We start from the raw sequence: 16,620 nt of genomic DNA on the forward strand, positions 1-16,620 counted from the left end.
AATCAGCGCTTGAACGCCTTGACTTCCGCTTCACGGACCTGCGGCGCCAGCTTGTCGAGTACACCGTTGACGAACTTGTGGCCGTCGGTGGCGCCGAAGATCTTGGCCAGTTCGACGCCTTCGTTGATCACGACCCGGTAAGGTACGTCAACGCGCATCAGGAACTCCCAGGTGGACAGGCGCAGAACCGCCAGTTCAACCGGGTCGAGCTCTTCCAGCGGGGTGTCCAGGCAAGGCTTGAGCGCGGCATCGATGTCGTCTTTCTTCGCCGGAACCCCGTGCAGGATCTCGCGGAAATAAGCGCCGTCGATGTCGGAGAAATCGTTGTCGACGCGGAACTGCGCCTCGATTTCATTCAGCGATTGCTTGGCCATGTGCCACTGATAAAGCGCCTGGGTCGCGAGCTTGCGTGCTTCGCGACGCTTGGCGCTTTTCGATGGTTTGCCAGCATCCGCAGGTTTTGGATCGCGCGGGTTGAAACGATCGCTTTCGTCGCTAATCACTTGGCCTCCAACTGCGCCAGCAGGCTGACCATTTCCAGTGCGGACAGGGCAGCTTCAGCGCCTTTGTTGCCGGCTTTGGTGCCGGAACGTTCGATGGCCTGCTCGATCGAGTCGACGGTCAGTACGCCGAATGCGACTGGCACACCGAACTCCATCGACACCTGGGCCAGGCCCTTGGTGCATTCGCCCGCAACGTATTCGAAGTGCGGAGTACCACCACGGATCACGGCGCCCAGGGCGATGATCGCGTCGTAAGCGCCCTGCTGGGCGACTTTCTGTGCAACCAGCGGGATTTCGAAGGCGCCAGGAGCACGGATGATGGTGATGTCGCTTTCGCTGACGCCATGGCGTACCAGCGCATCAACGGCACCGCTCACCAGGCTTTCGACGACGAAGCTGTTGAAGCGGCCAACCACCAAAGCATAGCGACCTTTGGGGGCGATGAAGGTACCTTCGATGGTCTTCAGGGTCATTGCGGTGTTCTCATTTTAAAGAGCGAGGCCGCCCTAGGCGGCCTGCAGGAGGGTTTGGACACGAGCGTCAGGGCGATTGGCGCGCCTGTGTCACTCAGAGGGCACGTATTCTACAACTTCCAGATCGAATCCGGATATCGCATTGAACTTCATCGGCGAGCTCATCAGGCGCATCTTGCGCACACCGAGGTCACGCAGGATCTGCGAACCGGCGCCAACCGTGCTGTAGGTGCTCGGCGTCTTGACCTGGGTTTCGCCGGCGCTTTCGCGGATATGCGCCAGCACCACGTCGCCATCGAGCGGGTGACCGAGCAGCAGCACTACGCCGCTGCCGGCCTCTGCCACGGCGCTCATGGCGGCGCGCAGGCTCCAGCGGCCGGGCTGTTTGACCATCAAGAGGTCGCGCAGCGGGTCCATGTTGTGCACCCGCACCAGGGTCGGTTCTTCGGCGCAGATCTTGCCCAGGGTCAATGCCATGTGCACATCGCCTTCGACCGAATCACGGTAGGTGACGAGGTTGAACTGGCCCAGTTCGCTGTCCAGTGGCTGCTCGGTGACCCGCTGAACGGTACGTTCGTGGATCATGCGGTAGTGGATCAGGTCGGCGATGGTGCCGATCTTCAGGCCGTGCTCGGCGGCGAACACTTCCAGCTCGGCGCGACGCGACATGGTGCCGTCGTCGTTCATCACTTCGCAGATCACCCCGCTCGGCTCGAACCCGGCCATGCGCGCCAGGTCACAGGCCGCTTCGGTGTGGCCAGCGCGGGCCAGGGTGCCGCCAGGCTGGGCCATCAGCGGGAAGATGTGGCCAGGGCTGACGATATCGTCTGCCTTGGCATCCTTGGCTGCCGCGGCCTGCACGGTGCGCGCACGGTCGGCTGCGGAAATCCCGGTGGTGACGCCTTCGGCGGCTTCGATCGAGACGGTGAACTTGGTGCCGAAGCCCGAGCCATTGCGTGGCGCCATCAGCGGCAGCTTGAGGGTCTCGCAGCGCTCGCGGCTCATCGGCATGCAGATCAGGCCACGGGCGTGCTTGGCCATGAAGTTGATGTGCTCGGGCTGGCAGCACTCGGCGGCCATGATGATGTCGCCTTCGTTCTCGCGGTCTTCGTCATCCATGAGGATGACCATCTTGCCTTGGCGGATGTCTTCGACCAGCTCTTCAATACTGTTGAGCGCCACGCGGCACCCCCTTCTCGATCAGGATTTCAGGTAGCCGTTGGCGGCCAGGAAGCTTTCGGTGATGCTACTGCCCTTGCTCGGTGCGGCAGCCTTGTCACCCAGCAGCAGACGCTCCAGGTAACGGGCCAGCAGGTCGACCTCAAGGTTCACCCGACGCCCGCTGCGGTAGTCGGCCATGATGGTTTCGGACAGGGTATGCGGCACGATGGTCAGCTCGAATTCGGCGCCATCGACCTCATTGACCGTCAGGCTGGTGCCGTCGACGGTGATCGAGCCCTTGTGGGCAATGTACTTGGCCAGCTCCTTGGGTGCGCGCACGCGGAACTGGATCGCGCGGGCGTTATCGCTGCGCGAGATGATTTCGCCGACGCCGTCGACGTGGCCGCTGACCAGGTGGCCGCCCAGGCGGGTGGTCGGGGTCAGGGCTTTTTCCAGGTTGACCGGGCTGCCGCTTTTCAAATCATTGAACGCGGTGCAGTCGAGGGTTTCACGGCTGACGTCAGCCCAGAAGCCGTCGCCAGGCAGTTCCACCGCAGTCAGGCAGACGCCATTGACGGCAATGCTGTCGCCCAGTTTGACGTCACCCAGGTCGAGCTTGCCGGTCTGGACGTAGACACGCACGTCACCGCCCTTGGGGGTCAGGCTGCGGATGGTGCCGATCGATTCGATGATGCCGGTGAACATTGGGTTCTCCTCGGAAACTGGGCGGCGTTGGGCCAGCCGGGCATTATACGCCGGCGGCCGGTTGGGGGATGGCTGTGACTCGCCAGTCATCGCCCACCGCGCGCATTTCGGTGATTTTCAGTCGCGGCGCTTCGCTCATCTTCGCCAGCGGCCAGTCCAGCAGTGGCCGGGCCTGGGAGCCGAGGAAGGTGCCGGCGACAAATAATTGGTATTCGTCGATCAAACCGAGCTGGGCAAACGCGCCGACCAGGCCAGCCCCCGCCTCCAGCAGAATCTCGTTGGCCCCACGCGCCGCCAGGGCGCTGAGCAGGGCTGGCAGATCCACCCGGCCATCGGCGCCGGGCAACTGCAGCAGCTCATGGCCGGCCTCAGCATAGCGTGGGTCAGCGGCGGCGCCGGTGACCACCAGTACCTGCCCGGCCTGGAACAAAGGCGCAGTCAGCGGCAGGCGCAGGCGGCTGTCGATCAGCACCCGCAGCGGTGGCCGTGACAAGGCCAGGGCGGTGGTATCAGGGTCCAGGCCCAGCTCGCCGCCGCGCACGGTCATCCGCGCGTTGTCGGCCAGCACACTGCTGGCGCTGGTCAGCACCACGCTGGAGCGCGCACGCAGGCGTTGCACCGCTGCGCGGGCGGCAGGGCCGGTAATCCACTGGCTTTCACCACTGGCCATGGCGGTGCGTCCGTCCAGGCTCATCGCCAGCTTGGCGCGGACGAACGGCAGGCCGTGCTCCATGCGTTTCAGGAAGCCGGAATTGAGCGCACGCGCTTCTTGCTCGAGCACGCCACTGACAACCTCGATACCGGCCTCGGCCAGGCGCCGCAGACCTCGCCCGGCAACTTGCGGGTTAGGGTCCTGCATGGCGGCGACCACCCGGGCCACCCCGGCCTTGACCAGCGCTTCGGCACACGGCGGGGTGCGCCCGTGGTGGCTGCACGGTTCAAGGGTGACATAGGCGCAGGCGCCCTGGGCGCGCTCGCCGGCCTGGCGCAGGGCATGCACTTCGGCGTGCGGCTCGCCGGCGCGCACATGCCAGCCCTCGCCGACCACCTCGCCATCACGCACGATGACGCAGCCAACGCGCGGATTGGGATGGGTGCTGTACTGGCCTTTGCGGGCCAGTTGCACGGCCAGGGCCATGTAGTGGGCGTCGAGAATTGCGGTCGGGCTGGGCATGTTTACTCTTTGCCCGGCTGGCGCGCCAGGCGGTCGATTTCTTCGCGGAATTCGTCAAGGTCCTGGAAACGCCGGTAGACCGAGGCAAACCGAATGTAGGCGACTTCGTCGAGTTGACGCAGCGCCTCCATGACCAGCTCACCGACCACCAGCGACTTGACCTCGCGCTCGCCGGTGGCGCGCAGCTTGTGCTTGATCTGCGCCAGCGCTGCTTCCAGGCGCTCGACGCTGACCGGGCGCTTTTCCAGCGCGCGCTGCATGCCGGCTCGCAGCTTGTCTTCGTCGAATGGCTGGCGGGTGCCGTCTTGCTTGATCAGCCGCGGCAGTACCAGTTCGGCGGTTTCGAAGGTGGTGAAGCGCTCGCCGCAGGCGACGCATTCGCGCCGGCGACGCACTTGTTCGCCCTCGGCGACCAGGCGCGAGTCGATGACCTTGGTGTCGTTGGCACCGCAAAAGGGACAGTGCATGGTGGCAGGCAACAAAAAAAGGGAGGGCCATGGTAGCGCATCCGACTGGCAAGACAAGCCAAAGGGGTTACCATCCACTCAAATCTGCCCCTGAAGGACTTCTCCATGCACTTTCGAGCGCTCGTCGTGCTCTGCCTCGCTGGCCTGATGACGGCCTGCAGCAGCGATAAACCTAAAAACCAACCAGTGCCCGCAACGCCGGCGCCGAAAACGGTGAAAAAGGCCCCGGCGCTCGGCCCGCTGCCGGCTTATCAACGGGAAATCAGCGGCAGCCTGCAAGACGTGCCAGCGGGTGCCGAGGTCGAGCTGGCATTGCTGGTAATCGACGAACGTGATCGCCCGCAGCGGCTGCTGGCCAGCAGCACCCTGACCGGTACCGGTCAGGACCTGCCCTATCAACTGAGCTTCAACCCGGAAGCATTCCCGGCCGGTGCCCGCGTCGAGTTGCGCGGTCGCGCCAGCCGCTCGGGTCAGTTGATCATGCACCTGCCGCCACAGCGCATCGTCCAGGCTACGAGCCAGGCCACCGGCCCGCTGCGCTTCGAGAAAGCCCCGTAAATGGCGCCAGTGCAGTTGCAGCATGCGCTCAGCGGTCTGATCGGCGAAGCGCAGCTGGTTGCCACTGCGCTGCCGGAGTGCGCGCTGAAACTGTGGCTGCTCGACGCCGACAACATGCACCGCGCATTCACCCGCGAAGAGACCCAGCGCATCCTCGATGAGCCGCCGTACTGGAGCTTCTGCTGGGCCAGCGGCCTGGCCATGGCCCGCTACCTGGCGGCCAATCCACAGTGGGTCGAGGGCATGCGCGTGCTCGACTTTGGCGCCGGTTCGGGCATTGCCGGGATCGCCGCAGCGCGGGCGGGTGCTGTCGAGGTGGTTGCCTGCGACCTTGATCCGCTGGCCTTGGCTGCGTGCCAAGCCAATGCTGCGCTGAACCAGGTCGAGCTCGGTTACAGCAGTGATTTTTTTGCCGAAGCCGACCGCTTCGATCTGATTCTGGTGGCTGATGTGTTGTACGACCCGGCCAACCTGCCGTTGCTCGATGGTTTTCTCAGCCGTGGCCGCCAGGTGCTGGTGGCCGACTCGCGGGTGCGCAATTTCAGCCACCCGCTGTACCGTCAGTTGGACGTGCTCGAAGGCTTGACCCTGCCCGACCTGGCCGAACCGCACGAATTCCGCCGGGTCAGCCTGTACCACGCCAGCCGCGAGCCTTTATAGTGGTGTCATTCAGAGATTTGCGAGAGTTGCGATGAGCCAAGCCCCCGATACCAACGCCCTGCCGTACATTTTCGATGCTACCGACGCCAACTTTCAGCAGTTGGTCATCGAGAACTCCTTCCACAAACCGGTGCTGGTGGATTTCTGGGCCGAGTGGTGTGCGCCATGCAAGGCGCTGATGCCGTTGCTGGCCAAGATAGCCGAGGGTTATCAGGGCGAGCTGTTGCTGGCCAAGATCAACTGCGACGTCGAGCAGCAGGTGGTTGCCCAGTTCGGTATCCGCAGCCTGCCAACCGTGGTGCTGTTCAAGGACGGTCAGCCGGTCGACGGCTTTGCCGGTGCGCAGCCCGAATCGGCGATTCGCGCCCTGCTCGAGCCGCACGTGCAGATGCCTGCCGCGCCGACTGCCTCGCCACTGGAAGAAGCCAAGGCGCTGTTTGCCGAAAGCCGCTTTGCCGAGGCCGAAGCGACCCTCAAGCTGTTGCTGGGCGAAGACAACAGCAATGCCGAGGCGTTGATCCTGTACGGCCGTTGCCTGGCCGAGCGTGGCGACCTGAGTGAAGCTGAGGCCGTGCTGGGTGCGGTCAAGAGCGACGAGCACAAGGCAGCGCTGGCCGGCGCCAAGGCGCAGCTGACCTTCCTGCGCCAGGCCGCCAGCCTGCCGGAAGCCGCCGAGTTGAAGAGCCGTCTGGCGCAGAACCCTGAGGACGACGAAGCCGCTTATCAGCTGTGCATTCAGCAGTTGGCGCGCCAGCAGTACGAAGCGGCGCTGGATGGGTTGCTCAAGCTGTTCCAGCGTAATCGGGGTTATGAAAGCGGATTGCCGCACAAGGCGCTGTTGCAGGTGTTCGAGCTGCTCGGCAATGAGCACCCGCTGGTTACCGCGTATCGGCGCAAGTTGTTTGCCTTGATGTATTGAGGCGCATATCGGCCCGACGGTCTGCGGGGCCGCACAGATCCTGGGGCCGCTGCGCGGCCCTTTCGCGACACAAGGCCGCTCCTACAGGCCGGCGGTGAGCCATGAGCAACTCGGTCGCCTGTAGGAGCGGCCTTGTGTCGCGAAAGGCCAGCGTAGCTGGCCCACTATGCTTCAACCGATCCAGTGATAAACAGGCGCATCCCCCGCGCTTTCCACCCTCACCTCAGCACTGTGACGCAAACGCACCAGCAGCCGCTTGCCCGCCGCCGTGCTGCCGGTCAACTGCTCCAGTTGCTCAAGTAATTCTGGCCCAGTCATCTGTCCGGCCACGCGCAAGGCTTCGCGCGCAGCTTGCCACTGGTCATCGTTCTGCCGCACCGCGGGTGCCGGCGTTGCCTTTTCCACCGGCGCAGCCAACTCCACCTGACGCCCAAGCTGCGCCCATTCCGCCGGCTCCAGCTCGATGGTCAGGTCCACCGGCCACTCGCCGATCGTTCCTCGTATTCTCACCTTGGCTTCCTCGCTCACAATTGCCTGGCGCCCATGCTCCCACGACATGAAACCTTCGCCAAGCGGCTGGCACTCGCCAGAAAAACTGTTATAACATTACCAAATAATTCGCCCTGCTCTCTGGAGTTGACCATGCGCCGTCTGTTGCTTGCACTGCCCTTCGCCCTGCTGCCCCTGGCCGTGGCGTATGCCCACGATGAGCATGATCACGATCACGATCACGACCACACCGCGCTGGGCGCCCATGAACACGGCGTGGCCAAACTCGACGTAGTACTGGATGGCAACACCCTCGAGCTTGGCCTGGACAGCCCGGCGATGAACCTGGTGGGCTTTGAACACGCCGCCAGCAGCGATGCCGACAAGGCCAAGGTAGCCAGCGTACGCCAGCAACTGGAGCAGCCGCTGCAGCTGTTGGGTCTGGCCAAGGACGCTGGCTGCAGCATCGACGCGCAGGAGCTGCAAAGCCCGCTGTTCGACGCACCAGCAGCCGCTGCCGGCAAAACCGAGAAACACGCCCACAGCGATATCGAAGCGCACTATCAGTTCACCTGCAGCAACCCGAGCAAACTCGCCAGCATCGACCTCGCGCCGCTGTTCAAGGCTTACCCGGCGATGCAGAAGATCAACGTGCAGTTGATTGGCCCTAATGGCCAAAAAGGCCTTGAAGCAACGCCGACCACTGCGACGGTCGCGTTCTGAATGAGCCAGGCGTTGATCGAACTGCGTGATCTGCTGTTCGCCTGGCCCGGCCAGGCGCCGCTGCTGGATATCCCGCAGTTTCGCCTGGAAGCGGGCGAAGCGCTGTTTCTCAAGGGCCCCAGCGGCAGCGGCAAGACCACCCTGCTCGGCCTGCTTGGCGGTGTGAACCTGCCGGCGCAGGGCAGCGTGCGCCTGCTCGGTCAGACCTTGGCCGAGCTGGGCCAGGGCGCGCGCGATCGCTTCCGCGTCGATCACACCGGCTACATTTTTCAGCAGTTCAACCTGCTGCCGTTTCTGTCGGTGCGGGAAAACGTCGAACTGCCTTGTCGTTTTTCTGCCAGCCGCGCCGAGCGTGCCCGCCAGCGCCATGGCAGCGTCGATCAGGCCGCCACGCAACTGCTCGCGCACCTGGGCCTGACTGACCCGGCAATGCTCGCGCGGCGCGCCGATAGCCTGTCGATCGGCCAGCAGCAACGAGTAGCCGCGGCCCGGGCGCTGATCGGCCAGCCGGAGTTGGTGATCGCCGACGAGCCAACCTCGGCGCTCGATGCCGACACTCGCGAAGCCTTTATCCGGCTGCTGTTCGACGAATGCCGCGCTGCCGGCTCCAGCCTGTTGTTCGTCAGCCACGACCAGAGCCTGGCGCCGCTGTTCGATCGACACCTGTCACTGGCCGAACTCAATCGCGCCGCCGCGCCCCGGGAGGCCTGATGTACCTGCTCCGCCTTGCTCTGGCCAGCCTCGCCAACCGGCGCTTCACGGCCTTTCTTACCGCCTTCGCGATTGCCCTGTCGGTCTGCCTGCTGTTGGCCGTAGAACGGGTCCGCACCGAAGCCCGCGCCAGCTTTGCCAGCACCATCAGTGGCACCGACCTGATCGTCGGCGCCCGCTCGGGCTCGGTCAATCTGCTGCTGTACTCGGTGTTTCGCATCGGCAACGCCACCAACAACATCCGCTGGGACAGCTATCAACACTACGCCAGCGACCCGCGGGTGAAGTGGGCGATCCCGATTTCGCTGGGCGACTCGCATCGCGGCTATCGGGTGATGGGCACCAGTACCGATTACTTCAGCCACTACCAGTACGGCCGGCGCCAGCACCTGGAACTCAGCCAGGGCCGGCCGTTTGCCGATAACCCGTTCGACGTGGTGCTGGGCGCCGAAGTCGCCGAGGCACTGCACTACAAACTCGGCGACAAGCTGGTGCTGGCCCATGGCGTAGCGGCGATCAGCCTGGTCAAACACGATGACAAACCGTTCACTGTGGTCGGCGTGCTCAAACGCACCGGCACCCCGGTTGACCGCACCCTGCACATCAGCCTGGCCGGCATGGAGGCCATTCACCTCGACTGGCACAACGGCGTACCGGCTCGCGGCGCCGGCCGCATCAGTGCCGAGCAAGCGCGCGGCATGGACCTGCAACCGACTGCGATCACCGCCTTCATGCTTGGCCTGAACAACAAGATCGCCACCTTCAGCATGCAGCGCGAGATCAATCAGTACGCCAACGAGCCGTTGCTGGCGATTCTCCCGGGCGTGGCCCTGCAGGAGTTGTGGAGCCTGATGGGGACCGCCGAGCAAGCCCTGTTCGTGGTGTCGTTGTTTGTCGTGCTGACCGGTTTGATCGGCATGCTCACGGCGATTCTGACCAGCCTCAACGAGCGCCGCCGGGAGATGGCCATTCTGCGCTCGGTGGGTGCTCGGCCCTGGCATATCGCCGGCCTGCTGGTCCTCGAAGCGCTGGCGTTGGCGGTAGCCGGTATCGTCGCCGGGCTTGGCCTGCTGTATGCCGGCATCGCTCTGGCTCAGGGCTACGTGCAGGCCAACTATGGTTTGTACCTGCCACTGGCCTGGCCGAGTAGCCATGAATGGACGCTGCTGGCTATCATCCTCGGCGCAGCGTTGCTGATGGGCAGCGTGCCGGCCTGGCGTGCCTATCGGCAGTCATTGGCTGATGGTCTGTCGATTCATTTGTGAGTGATTACCATGCGTCTGCCCCGCCTTAGCGCTCAGTTCCCGCGCTGCCTCATGCTACTGGTGCTGCTCTTCAGCTCGCCGATGTGGGCGGCTGAGCCGCGCGAGCTGGATTGGCCGGCATTGATCCCCGAAGGCGCGCCAGTGCAAGCCCCGCAGCTGGCGCCGCTGCACGACCTGTCGCAGATCGGCAACGCGCTGGCGGCCGAGTCCGCGCCGCCAGTACCACAGCAATCGGCCAATGCTCCGGTGGTGCAGGCGCTGGACAATCAGCAGGTCAAGCTGCCGGGCTATATCGTGCCGCTGGAAGTCAGTGAAGAAGGCCGTACCACCGAGTTTTTGCTGGTGCCGTATTACGGCGCCTGCATTCACGTGCCGCCACCGCCGTCGAATCAGATCGTGCATATTTTCAGCGAGATGGGCGTACGCGTCGAAGACCTGTACCAACCGTACTGGATCGAAGGGCGTATGCAGGTCAAAGCCAGCAGCAGCGAGCTGGCTGACGCCGGATACCAGATGGAAGCCGAAAAAATCTACGCCTACGAACTGAAATAAGCCCGCAGGACGGCTATGCCGCGCTTCGTTGAGCTGGGTCAAACATTTGGTTTAAGCGCCTCCGTACCATTAGGCCATTGATTACCAATGTCCTTTCGGAGCTTCCATGAACAAGTCCTTGCTCGGCGCCTCGCTCGTCGCCCTGGCCCTCGTTGCGCCTGCTGCCCACGCTCACCAGCCGGGTGATTTCATTGTCCGCGCCGGCGCCATCACCACCGCGCCCAACGAAAGCAGCGGCGACTTGCGCTTCGACGGCAACAAGGTAGCCGGCACCAAGGCAACCCTGACCAGCGACACGCAGCTGGGCCTGACCTTCGCTTACATGCTCAGCGATCACATCGGCGTCGAGCTGCTGGCGGCCACGCCGTTCCAGCACACCGTTGGCGTCAAGGGCCTGGGCGGCGGCCTGGATGGCAAGCTGGCCGACATCAAGCAACTGCCACCGACCCTGTCGCTGCAGTACTTCCCGATGGACCCAGCCTCCAAGTTCCAGCCGTACGTAGGCGTGGGCATCAACTACACCCTGTTCTTCGATGAAGACCTGAGCAGCGCGCGCAAGCAGCAAGGCTTCAGCAACTTGAAAATGCAGGACTCGATCGGCATCGCCGGCCAGGTCGGCATGGACTACATGATCACCGACAACGTGCTGGTCAACGCCTCGGTCTGGTACGTCGACATCGACACCAAAGCCACCGTCGACGGCCCTGCCGCACTGGGCTACAGCAAGACCAAGGTCGACGTTGAAGTCGATCCATGGGTGTACATGGTCGGTATTGGCTACAAGTTCTGATCGTTGCTGCATGACAAAGCCGTTGCCATCAGGCAGCGGCTTTTTGCTGTCAGCGCTGGCCATTGCCTGTTTGCCAGCGCAGATACAGCCAATAAATCAAGGCCAGTGCGCTGAACCCCGCGCCCACTGCGCACACGGCCATCCAGCCCCAGCGCGCATAGACCCAGCTCGCCGCTACCGCCCCCACCCCGCTGCCCAGCGAATAACAGCACATGTAGGCCCCGATCAGGCGGCTGGCCATCTCACTGCGCCCTTTCAGCAGCAATGTCTGGTTGGTGACGTGCACCGCCTGGACGGCAAAATCGAGCATTACTACGCCCAGCACCAGCGCCAGCAATGAGTATTCAAGAAAGGCCGTGGCTACCCACGACAGCAGCAACAGCAGCAAGGCCACGCCTGTGGTTCGCTGCGCGTGGCCCTGGTCAGCCAGACGCCCGGCACGTGACGCTGCCATCGCACCGGCGATTCCGGCCAGGCCAAACAGGCCGATCTGGGTATGGCTCAGCGCCAGCGCTGGTGCGCTAAGCGGCAGTACCATTGCACTCCACAGCACGCTGAAAGCGGCGAAGGTCAGCAAGGCCAACAGCCCACGCTGGCGCAACAGCCGATCGTGTCGATACAGACCGACAACCGACGCCAGCAATTGCCGATAGCTGGCGCTGCGGGCGCCTGGCTGCGCGCTCGGCAACTTGCGCCAGAGCAGCAAAGCCATCAACAGCGCCAACCCGGCAGCAACGAAATAGACGCTGCGCCAGCCGGCAACGTCGGCGAACGCACCAGCCACCAGTCGCGCCAGCAAGATGCCCAGCACCACGCCGCTGGTGACCTGGCCGACCACGCGCCCCTGCTCCTGCGCTGTCGCCAAGGTCGCGGCATGCGCCACCACCACCTGCACAACGACCGCCAGCAGCCCGACCAGGCTCATCGCCAGCAGCAATACGGCCCAGTCCTGCGCCAGCCCGACCGCCAGCAGCGCCGCGGCCGAGAGCAGCAATTGACAGACGATCAAGCGCTTGCGCTCGAACAGATCGCCCAATGGCACGACCAGCAACAGGCCAACCGCATAGCCGGCCTGAGTCGCGCCGACGACCAGCCCGACCTTGCCCGTTGCCACCCCCAGGCTGGTCGCCATCGACTCGAGCAACGGTTGAGCGAAATACACCGAGGCCACAGCCAGTGCACAGGTCACGGCAAGCAACAGAGTGAGTGAGCGGGGAAGTGGCGCAGGGCTGAACGCGGTCATGGCAGGCACTCGACAACTGGTTTCATATTGAAACCACTTACTGGCTTTCTAGCAAATGTGGTTTTAATCTGCAACCAGATAAACAAGCGAGGTTTTCGCCATGCTGGACCCGATCAACGACCAATGCCCCGTGGCACGCGCGCTGCTGGTGCTCGGTGATCGCTGGGCGCTGATGATTCTGCGTGATGCGTTCGATGGCCTGCGCCGCTTCAGCGAGCTGCAGAAGAGCCTCGGCCTGGCGAAGAACATCCTCTCCTCGCGCCTCAAGCTGCTGCTAGAAGCCGGCTTGCTGACCCTGCAACCCGCCTCGGATGGCAGCGCGTACAAGGAGTACGTGCTAACCGACAAGGGCCGCGCGGTGTTTCCCATCGTGATTGGCCTGCGCCAGTGGGGCGAGCAATTTCTATTCGAAACCGGCGAAACCCGCTCGCAACTGCTCGACAGTGCCCACGGCCAACCTTTGCAGACACTGCAGGTGCAAGCCGGGGATGGCCGCGTGGTGGGGCCGGACGATTGCCTGCGGCGGGTGGTGCGGCATGGGGTGAAGCCAGGTCGCGGGTCAAGCTGACCCGCGCGCGATGCTTAGCCCCTGCCCAACAGCTTGGCCAAACCTTCGACCATCGGCGTTGGTTGAGGGAAGTCGAAGCGTGCCAGCAAGCGCGCGTTGTCGGCGCGGGAGTGGCGGATGTCGCCCGAGCGGGCTTCGCCGTAGCTGATTTCCGGCAGGCTGCCAATGACGTCGCGCAGCGCGGCCAGTAGCTGATTCAGCGAAGTGGCCTGGTTCAGGCCGATGTTCACTGCGCCCTCTTCCACCTGCGGTTGCTCGAGGGCCTGGACCATGACCTGGACCAGATCACCAACATAGAGGAAGTCGCGAGTCTGCTCGCCGTCGCCAAATACCTTGATCGGCAAGCCTTGGGTAGCGCGCTCGCTGAAGATGCTGATCACCCCGGAATACGGCGAGGACGGATCCTGGCGCGGGCCGAAGATGTTGAAGAAGCGGAAGATCACCGGCTCCAGGCCATGCTGGCGGCGGTAGAAATCCAGGTACTGCTCGCTGGCAAGTTTGTCCACTGCGTAAGGCGTCAGCGGCGCCTTGGGGGTATCTTCGGCAATCGACTGGCCTTCGCCATTGTTGCCATACACCGCGGCGCTGGACGCAAACAGCACCCGACGCACGCCATTCAGGCGCATGGCTTCGCAGACATTCAGCGTGCCGATGAAATTGCTCTGGTGGGTTTTCACCGGGTCATCCACCGAGGCCTGCACCGAGGCCACGGCAGCCAGATGCACAACGGCGCGGCAGCCAGCGGCAGCACGGGCGACCAGAGCGGCGTCGGCGACATCGCCTTCGATCAGCTCCAGGCCGGGATGCTGCAACTGCAGGTTGGCGCGCTTGCCGGTGGACATGTCGTCAAGGATACGCACCGCATAGCCTTTGCCCAGCAAGGCGTCGGACAGGTGCGAGCCGATGAAGCCCGCGCCGCCGGTGATCAGAATAGGGGCGTCAGCCATGTCGGTAGAATCGGTCCAGTAAAGGCGCCAGGCCCGAGCGCCAGGCGCGCGGCTTGATGCCGAAGGTATGAAGGATCTTCTTGCAGGCCAACACCGCGTTCTGCGGCTCTTCGCTGGCGTCCGGCCGCGCGGCGTGAGCCTGGGCGGTGGGTGCCTGCACTGCGAGCTGGCGCCATTGCTGTGCTTCGGCAAGGATCGCCTGGCCCAGCGCCAGCGGCGTGGTCGCCTCGTTGCCGGCGTAGTGATAGGTGCCCCACAGCGGCGCGGCGCAGTCGAGTTGCTTGAGTACCGAGAGGATGACCCGGGCCGCATCGTCCACTGGCGTCGGATTGCCGCGGCGATCGTCCGCCAGGAGCAATTCCTGCGGCTGCTCGGCGCGGGTCAGGAAGCGCCCGAGGGTGCCATCGATGCTCTCGTCCAGCACCCAGCCAAAGCGCAGCAGCACATGCTGCGGGCAAGTTGCGCGCACGCTCTGCTCGACCCGCCACAGCGCCTGGCCGCGGCTGCCCAGGGGCACCGGCTCGTCCTTTTCGCTGTAGGCAGTGGCCCGCGAGCCATCGAACACGCGATAGCTGGAAGGTTGCACAAGGATCATTTCGTGGTGCTGGCACAGCTCGGCCAGGCGCTCGACTGCGCGCTCTTGCTGGGCGAGGCGCTGTTCGCTGACCGCCTCGGCCTGGAACCAGTCGAAGTAATAGGCGAGGTTGATCACCACGTTGGGGCGGTGTTCGTCCAGCAGCAGGGTCAGGCTGGCCGGATCCCAGCCGTTGTCCGGCGGACGCGGCGCCAGGAATCCGATGTCTTCCTCGGCCCCGAGACGAATCAGCGCTTGCCCGAGGGCATTGCCACCACCCAACAGCATCAGGCGCATACGCATAGGGTAAAAAAGTCCGCTCAGATCGTTGGAAGAAAAAGCATTTTGCGGTTTCCGACAGGGGAAGTCCAACGCCTGCTGGATTGCGGCGTTGCTCGGCACTGCAGTAGCGCACTTCGCAAGGCTGTTATCGACCTATACTGAGCGCGCCATTCCCTGCTCAGCGCGAAGGTCCAAATGCCCACCGAATCCATCGCTGCACACCGTTCGACCTGGCAGTACGACGAGGCAGCGCCCGGCGCAGAGCGGTTCATCGAACAGTCATTCGACGGCTATCGGCAGCAGGCACGACTGCTGGTGCCCGATGTTGCACACGCCCCGCCCGCCTTTATCGTCGGTGGCGCACGCTCGGACTTCACCCGCCTCAACCCGTTGCTGTATCGCCTGCAGGCGCAGGGCATCGGCTCGCTCAGCGGTAACCTGTCCGGCCACAGCCTGGCCAGCCAACCGGGCGCCGCCGCGCCGTCGCTGCACACCAATCTGCACGAGGCACTGAGCTTTCATCAGCATATCGCCGAGCAGTGCCATACCCTGATCGGCCATAGCCTTGGTGCAGCCATTGCGCTGAAGATGGCCGCGCAGTTGCCAAGCATCTCCAAACTGGTGCTGATCTGCCCGGCGGTTTACCCGGACGCGGCGCACCAGGCGCCATTCGGCCCGGCGTTCACCGCAGCGATTCGCCAGCCGTTCGCCTTTCTGCAATGTGACAGCTATGAATTCTTGCGCACCTTTACCGGCCAGGTATTGCTGGTGATCGGTGAGTACGACGGGCTTAATTCGCGTGCTTATGGCCAAGGCGCGGGGACCTCGGCGGGGACGCGCTGGGTGTCTGGCGTGCAGCGCTACAGCCCGATCCCGGAAGAAGTCACCCATACCCTGCTGCGCTCAGTGCCGGCGCCACATGTCGAGTGCCTGCTGCTGACCGACTGCGACCACGGCATCGCCGCTCACCTGCGAGACAATCCGCAAGTCGCCGACCAGGTGGCAGAGGTGACCGCAGCGTTCATTCGCGGTTGAGGTGGCCTACTCGATCTCGAACAGGCCGTTGCTCAGCGGGCCGACGCTGAGGCGCTCGCGCACGTCATCGTCGATGCGCGGATCATCCGGGCGGTACAGCTTGACCTGCCGGTAGGCATTGATGCGGTTGATCTCCTCGCCGAGAAACTCCCAGACCACGCGGGTACAGGCCGGGTTGCGCCGGTCGCCGCTGGAGACTCCGGTCTTGAGCCCGTTCAAGCGGGTAATGCGGCTCTTGAAGCTGGGGATGAGGATGGTCTGGCTCATCTCGTTGAGGGTGAGTGATTCGTAGTCGATCAGGAACATGCGGTCCTGCAGCTGGAACGCCGCACCAAGGTAGCGGCAGCGCACCTCGGCATGCAGGTCGGTGGCGCTGCTGCGCTCCTGGCGTTCCTGGCGCTCGAACAGAAAGCTGCCGCGCTCCTCCCGCAAATGCACCAGCGACACCAGAATGGTACCCGGCACCGACATGCAGTTGGAGTATTCGAAGTAGTAGCCGCAATAGCGCGAGAGATTGCCGGCATGCGCATGCAAAGGCTTGAACAGCTCACTGATGGGGTCGTTCAACGGCCCGTTCTGCTCCGAAGGAATGCGCGCACCTATCAGCCGGGCAAACTGCTCGGGCGGCAAATTCAGCTCGTAATCCTCGACCCCGAAGAAATCGCCGATGCGCTTGAGGTTGTAGGCCGTCGGACGGCTCTGCCCGCTCAAATACTTGTTGAACTGGGCACGGTTGATCGACAGCTGCCGGCAAACCTCGGAGATAGAGCGGTAGTGGCTACAGGCCAATTTCAGGTTGCTAGCGAAATGATCGCTCATGT

21 protein-coding genes are annotated in these 16,620 nt (G+C 63.9%); 10 read left to right on the top strand and 11 right to left on the bottom strand.

The window, feature by feature from the left end:
- Window positions 1-2: 2 nt before the first annotated feature.
- From nusB to nrdR, 6 genes are all read right to left on the bottom strand, one after another.
- The gene (nusB, locus tag CXQ80_RS21060) at window positions 3-503 is read right to left on the bottom strand and encodes a transcription antitermination factor NusB (RefSeq protein WP_101322306.1); all 501 of its coding nucleotides are present in this window, start codon (window positions 501-503) and stop codon (window positions 3-5) included.
- Window positions 500-976 carry a 6,7-dimethyl-8-ribityllumazine synthase gene (ribE, locus tag CXQ80_RS21065; RefSeq protein WP_003255395.1) on the bottom strand — a complete coding sequence of 159 codons (477 nt, stop codon included), beginning with the start codon at window positions 974-976 and terminating at the stop codon, window positions 500-502. Before ribE ends, nusB begins: the two co-directional genes overlap by 4 nt.
- A gap of 90 nt (window positions 977-1,066) precedes the next feature.
- On the bottom strand, window positions 1,067-2,158 hold the full coding sequence (gene ribBA, locus CXQ80_RS21070; protein WP_101322307.1) for a bifunctional 3,4-dihydroxy-2-butanone-4-phosphate synthase/GTP cyclohydrolase II: 1,092 nt from the start codon (window positions 2,156-2,158) through the stop codon (window positions 1,067-1,069).
- 18 nt (window positions 2,159-2,176) lie between these two features.
- On the bottom strand, window positions 2,177-2,842 hold the full coding sequence (locus CXQ80_RS21075) for a riboflavin synthase (RefSeq protein WP_101322308.1): 666 nt from the start codon (window positions 2,840-2,842) through the stop codon (window positions 2,177-2,179).
- Between the two features lie 43 nt (window positions 2,843-2,885).
- Window positions 2,886-4,016, bottom strand: coding sequence for a bifunctional diaminohydroxyphosphoribosylaminopyrimidine deaminase/5-amino-6-(5-phosphoribosylamino)uracil reductase RibD (gene ribD / locus CXQ80_RS21080; RefSeq protein WP_101322309.1), 1,131 nt, complete (start codon window positions 4,014-4,016; stop codon window positions 2,886-2,888).
- A gap of 2 nt (window positions 4,017-4,018) precedes the next feature.
- Window positions 4,019-4,483, bottom strand: a complete 465-nt coding sequence (nrdR, locus tag CXQ80_RS21085) for a transcriptional regulator NrdR (RefSeq protein WP_101323120.1) — start codon at window positions 4,481-4,483, stop codon at window positions 4,019-4,021.
- A 105-nt stretch (window positions 4,484-4,588) separates the two neighbouring features.
- On the opposite strand from nrdR, the gene CXQ80_RS21090 reads away from it, so the two are divergent.
- From CXQ80_RS21090 to trxA, 3 genes are read left to right on the top strand one after another with little or no spacing between them, the layout of a single operon-like run.
- Window positions 4,589-5,041, top strand: coding sequence for a YbaY family lipoprotein (locus CXQ80_RS21090; protein ID WP_101322310.1), 453 nt, complete (start codon window positions 4,589-4,591; stop codon window positions 5,039-5,041).
- Complete coding sequence (locus tag CXQ80_RS21095; protein ID WP_101322311.1) at window positions 5,042-5,701, top strand: methyltransferase; 660 nt, start codon at window positions 5,042-5,044, stop codon at window positions 5,699-5,701.
- A 31-nt stretch (window positions 5,702-5,732) separates the two neighbouring features.
- Window positions 5,733-6,620: a thioredoxin gene (trxA, locus tag CXQ80_RS21100; RefSeq protein WP_101322312.1), complete on the top strand. Its 888-nt coding sequence runs from the start codon at window positions 5,733-5,735 to the stop codon at window positions 6,618-6,620.
- Between the two features lie 171 nt (window positions 6,621-6,791).
- Here trxA and CXQ80_RS21105 read toward each other — a convergent pair whose 3' ends face one another.
- Entirely contained in the window at window positions 6,792-7,130 is a 339-nt protein-coding gene (locus CXQ80_RS21105; protein ID WP_101323121.1) for a hypothetical protein, read from the bottom strand.
- A gap of 132 nt (window positions 7,131-7,262) precedes the next feature.
- On the opposite strand from CXQ80_RS21105, the gene CXQ80_RS21110 reads away from it, so the two are divergent.
- The 5 genes from CXQ80_RS21110 (at window position 7,263) to CXQ80_RS21130 (ending at window position 11,150) form a co-directional block, all read left to right on the top strand.
- Entirely contained in the window at window positions 7,263-7,832 is a 570-nt protein-coding gene (locus tag CXQ80_RS21110) for a DUF2796 domain-containing protein (protein WP_101322313.1), read from the top strand.
- Window positions 7,833-8,543, top strand: a complete 711-nt coding sequence (locus tag CXQ80_RS21115; RefSeq protein ID WP_101322314.1) for an ATP-binding cassette domain-containing protein — start codon at window positions 7,833-7,835, stop codon at window positions 8,541-8,543.
- Window positions 8,543-9,808, top strand: a complete 1,266-nt coding sequence (locus tag CXQ80_RS21120) for an ABC transporter permease (RefSeq protein WP_101322315.1) — start codon at window positions 8,543-8,545, stop codon at window positions 9,806-9,808. Before CXQ80_RS21115 ends, CXQ80_RS21120 begins: the two co-directional genes overlap by 1 nt.
- A gap of 9 nt (window positions 9,809-9,817) precedes the next feature.
- Window positions 9,818-10,360, top strand: a complete 543-nt coding sequence (locus CXQ80_RS21125) for a DUF3299 domain-containing protein (RefSeq protein ID WP_101323122.1) — start codon at window positions 9,818-9,820, stop codon at window positions 10,358-10,360.
- A gap of 106 nt (window positions 10,361-10,466) precedes the next feature.
- Window positions 10,467-11,150 (top strand): OmpW family outer membrane protein, encoded by a 684-nt coding sequence (locus CXQ80_RS21130; RefSeq protein ID WP_101322316.1) that lies wholly within the window; start codon window positions 10,467-10,469, stop codon window positions 11,148-11,150.
- Window positions 11,151-11,199: 49 nt separating this feature from the next.
- Here the strand turns inward: CXQ80_RS21130 and CXQ80_RS21135 are convergent, their stop codons facing one another.
- A complete protein-coding gene (locus tag CXQ80_RS21135; protein ID WP_101322317.1) occupies window positions 11,200-12,393 on the bottom strand; it encodes an MFS transporter in 1,194 nt (397 codons plus the stop codon).
- 100 nt (window positions 12,394-12,493) lie between these two features.
- On the opposite strand from CXQ80_RS21135, the gene CXQ80_RS21140 reads away from it, so the two are divergent.
- Window positions 12,494-12,961, top strand: a complete 468-nt coding sequence (locus CXQ80_RS21140) for a helix-turn-helix domain-containing protein (protein WP_101322318.1) — start codon at window positions 12,494-12,496, stop codon at window positions 12,959-12,961.
- A 14-nt stretch (window positions 12,962-12,975) separates the two neighbouring features.
- Here CXQ80_RS21140 and CXQ80_RS21145 read toward each other — a convergent pair whose 3' ends face one another.
- Window positions 12,976-13,908 carry an NAD-dependent epimerase/dehydratase family protein gene (locus tag CXQ80_RS21145; protein WP_101322319.1) on the bottom strand — a complete coding sequence of 311 codons (933 nt, stop codon included), beginning with the start codon at window positions 13,906-13,908 and terminating at the stop codon, window positions 12,976-12,978.
- Complete coding sequence (locus CXQ80_RS21150; protein WP_101322320.1) at window positions 13,901-14,785, bottom strand: sugar nucleotide-binding protein; 885 nt, start codon at window positions 14,783-14,785, stop codon at window positions 13,901-13,903. Before CXQ80_RS21150 ends, CXQ80_RS21145 begins: the two co-directional genes overlap by 8 nt.
- A gap of 174 nt (window positions 14,786-14,959) precedes the next feature.
- Between CXQ80_RS21150 and CXQ80_RS21155 the strand changes: the two genes are divergently transcribed.
- The gene (locus tag CXQ80_RS21155) at window positions 14,960-15,799 is read left to right on the top strand and encodes an alpha/beta hydrolase (protein WP_101322321.1); all 840 of its coding nucleotides are present in this window, start codon (window positions 14,960-14,962) and stop codon (window positions 15,797-15,799) included.
- 6 nt (window positions 15,800-15,805) lie between these two features.
- Here CXQ80_RS21155 and CXQ80_RS21160 read toward each other — a convergent pair whose 3' ends face one another.
- Entirely contained in the window at window positions 15,806-16,618 is an 813-nt protein-coding gene (locus CXQ80_RS21160; RefSeq protein ID WP_101322322.1) for a helix-turn-helix transcriptional regulator, read from the bottom strand.
- Window positions 16,619-16,620: the final 2 nt, after the last annotated feature.

The organism is Pseudomonas sp. 02C 26, from assembly GCF_002843585.1.
Lineage (GTDB): Bacteria > Pseudomonadota > Gammaproteobacteria > Pseudomonadales > Pseudomonadaceae > Aquipseudomonas > Aquipseudomonas shirazensis.

What these genes read in the sequence shown, in the direction of transcription:
- ribE (WP_003255395.1), bottom strand. Translation starts at nt 976, where the DNA reads ATGACCCTGAAGACCATCGAAGGTACCTTCATCGCCCCCAAAGGTCGC.
- CXQ80_RS21075 (WP_101322308.1), bottom strand. Translation starts at nt 2,842, where the DNA reads ATGTTCACCGGCATCATCGAATCGATCGGCACCATCCGCAGCCTGACC.
- ribD (WP_101322309.1), bottom strand. Translation starts at nt 4,016, where the DNA reads ATGCCCAGCCCGACCGCAATTCTCGACGCCCACTACATGGCCCTGGCC.
- nrdR (WP_101323120.1), bottom strand. Translation starts at nt 4,483, where the DNA reads ATGCACTGTCCCTTTTGCGGTGCCAACGACACCAAGGTCATCGACTCG.
- CXQ80_RS21090 (WP_101322310.1), top strand. Translation starts at nt 4,589, where the DNA reads ATGCACTTTCGAGCGCTCGTCGTGCTCTGCCTCGCTGGCCTGATGACG.
- CXQ80_RS21095 (WP_101322311.1), top strand. Translation starts at nt 5,042, where the DNA reads ATGGCGCCAGTGCAGTTGCAGCATGCGCTCAGCGGTCTGATCGGCGAA.
- trxA (WP_101322312.1), top strand. Translation starts at nt 5,733, where the DNA reads ATGAGCCAAGCCCCCGATACCAACGCCCTGCCGTACATTTTCGATGCT.
- CXQ80_RS21110 (WP_101322313.1), top strand. Translation starts at nt 7,263, where the DNA reads ATGCGCCGTCTGTTGCTTGCACTGCCCTTCGCCCTGCTGCCCCTGGCC.
- CXQ80_RS21115 (WP_101322314.1), top strand. Translation starts at nt 7,833, where the DNA reads ATGAGCCAGGCGTTGATCGAACTGCGTGATCTGCTGTTCGCCTGGCCC.
- CXQ80_RS21120 (WP_101322315.1), top strand. Translation starts at nt 8,543, where the DNA reads ATGTACCTGCTCCGCCTTGCTCTGGCCAGCCTCGCCAACCGGCGCTTC.
- CXQ80_RS21125 (WP_101323122.1), top strand. Translation starts at nt 9,818, where the DNA reads ATGCGTCTGCCCCGCCTTAGCGCTCAGTTCCCGCGCTGCCTCATGCTA.
- CXQ80_RS21130 (WP_101322316.1), top strand. Translation starts at nt 10,467, where the DNA reads ATGAACAAGTCCTTGCTCGGCGCCTCGCTCGTCGCCCTGGCCCTCGTT.
- CXQ80_RS21135 (WP_101322317.1), bottom strand. Translation starts at nt 12,393, where the DNA reads ATGACCGCGTTCAGCCCTGCGCCACTTCCCCGCTCACTCACTCTGTTG.
- CXQ80_RS21140 (WP_101322318.1), top strand. Translation starts at nt 12,494, where the DNA reads ATGCTGGACCCGATCAACGACCAATGCCCCGTGGCACGCGCGCTGCTG.
- CXQ80_RS21145 (WP_101322319.1), bottom strand. Translation starts at nt 13,908, where the DNA reads ATGGCTGACGCCCCTATTCTGATCACCGGCGGCGCGGGCTTCATCGGC.
- CXQ80_RS21150 (WP_101322320.1), bottom strand. Translation starts at nt 14,785, where the DNA reads ATGCGTATGCGCCTGATGCTGTTGGGTGGTGGCAATGCCCTCGGGCAA.
- CXQ80_RS21155 (WP_101322321.1), top strand. Translation starts at nt 14,960, where the DNA reads ATGCCCACCGAATCCATCGCTGCACACCGTTCGACCTGGCAGTACGAC.
- CXQ80_RS21160 (WP_101322322.1), bottom strand. Translation starts at nt 16,618, where the DNA reads ATGAGCGATCATTTCGCTAGCAACCTGAAATTGGCCTGTAGCCACTAC.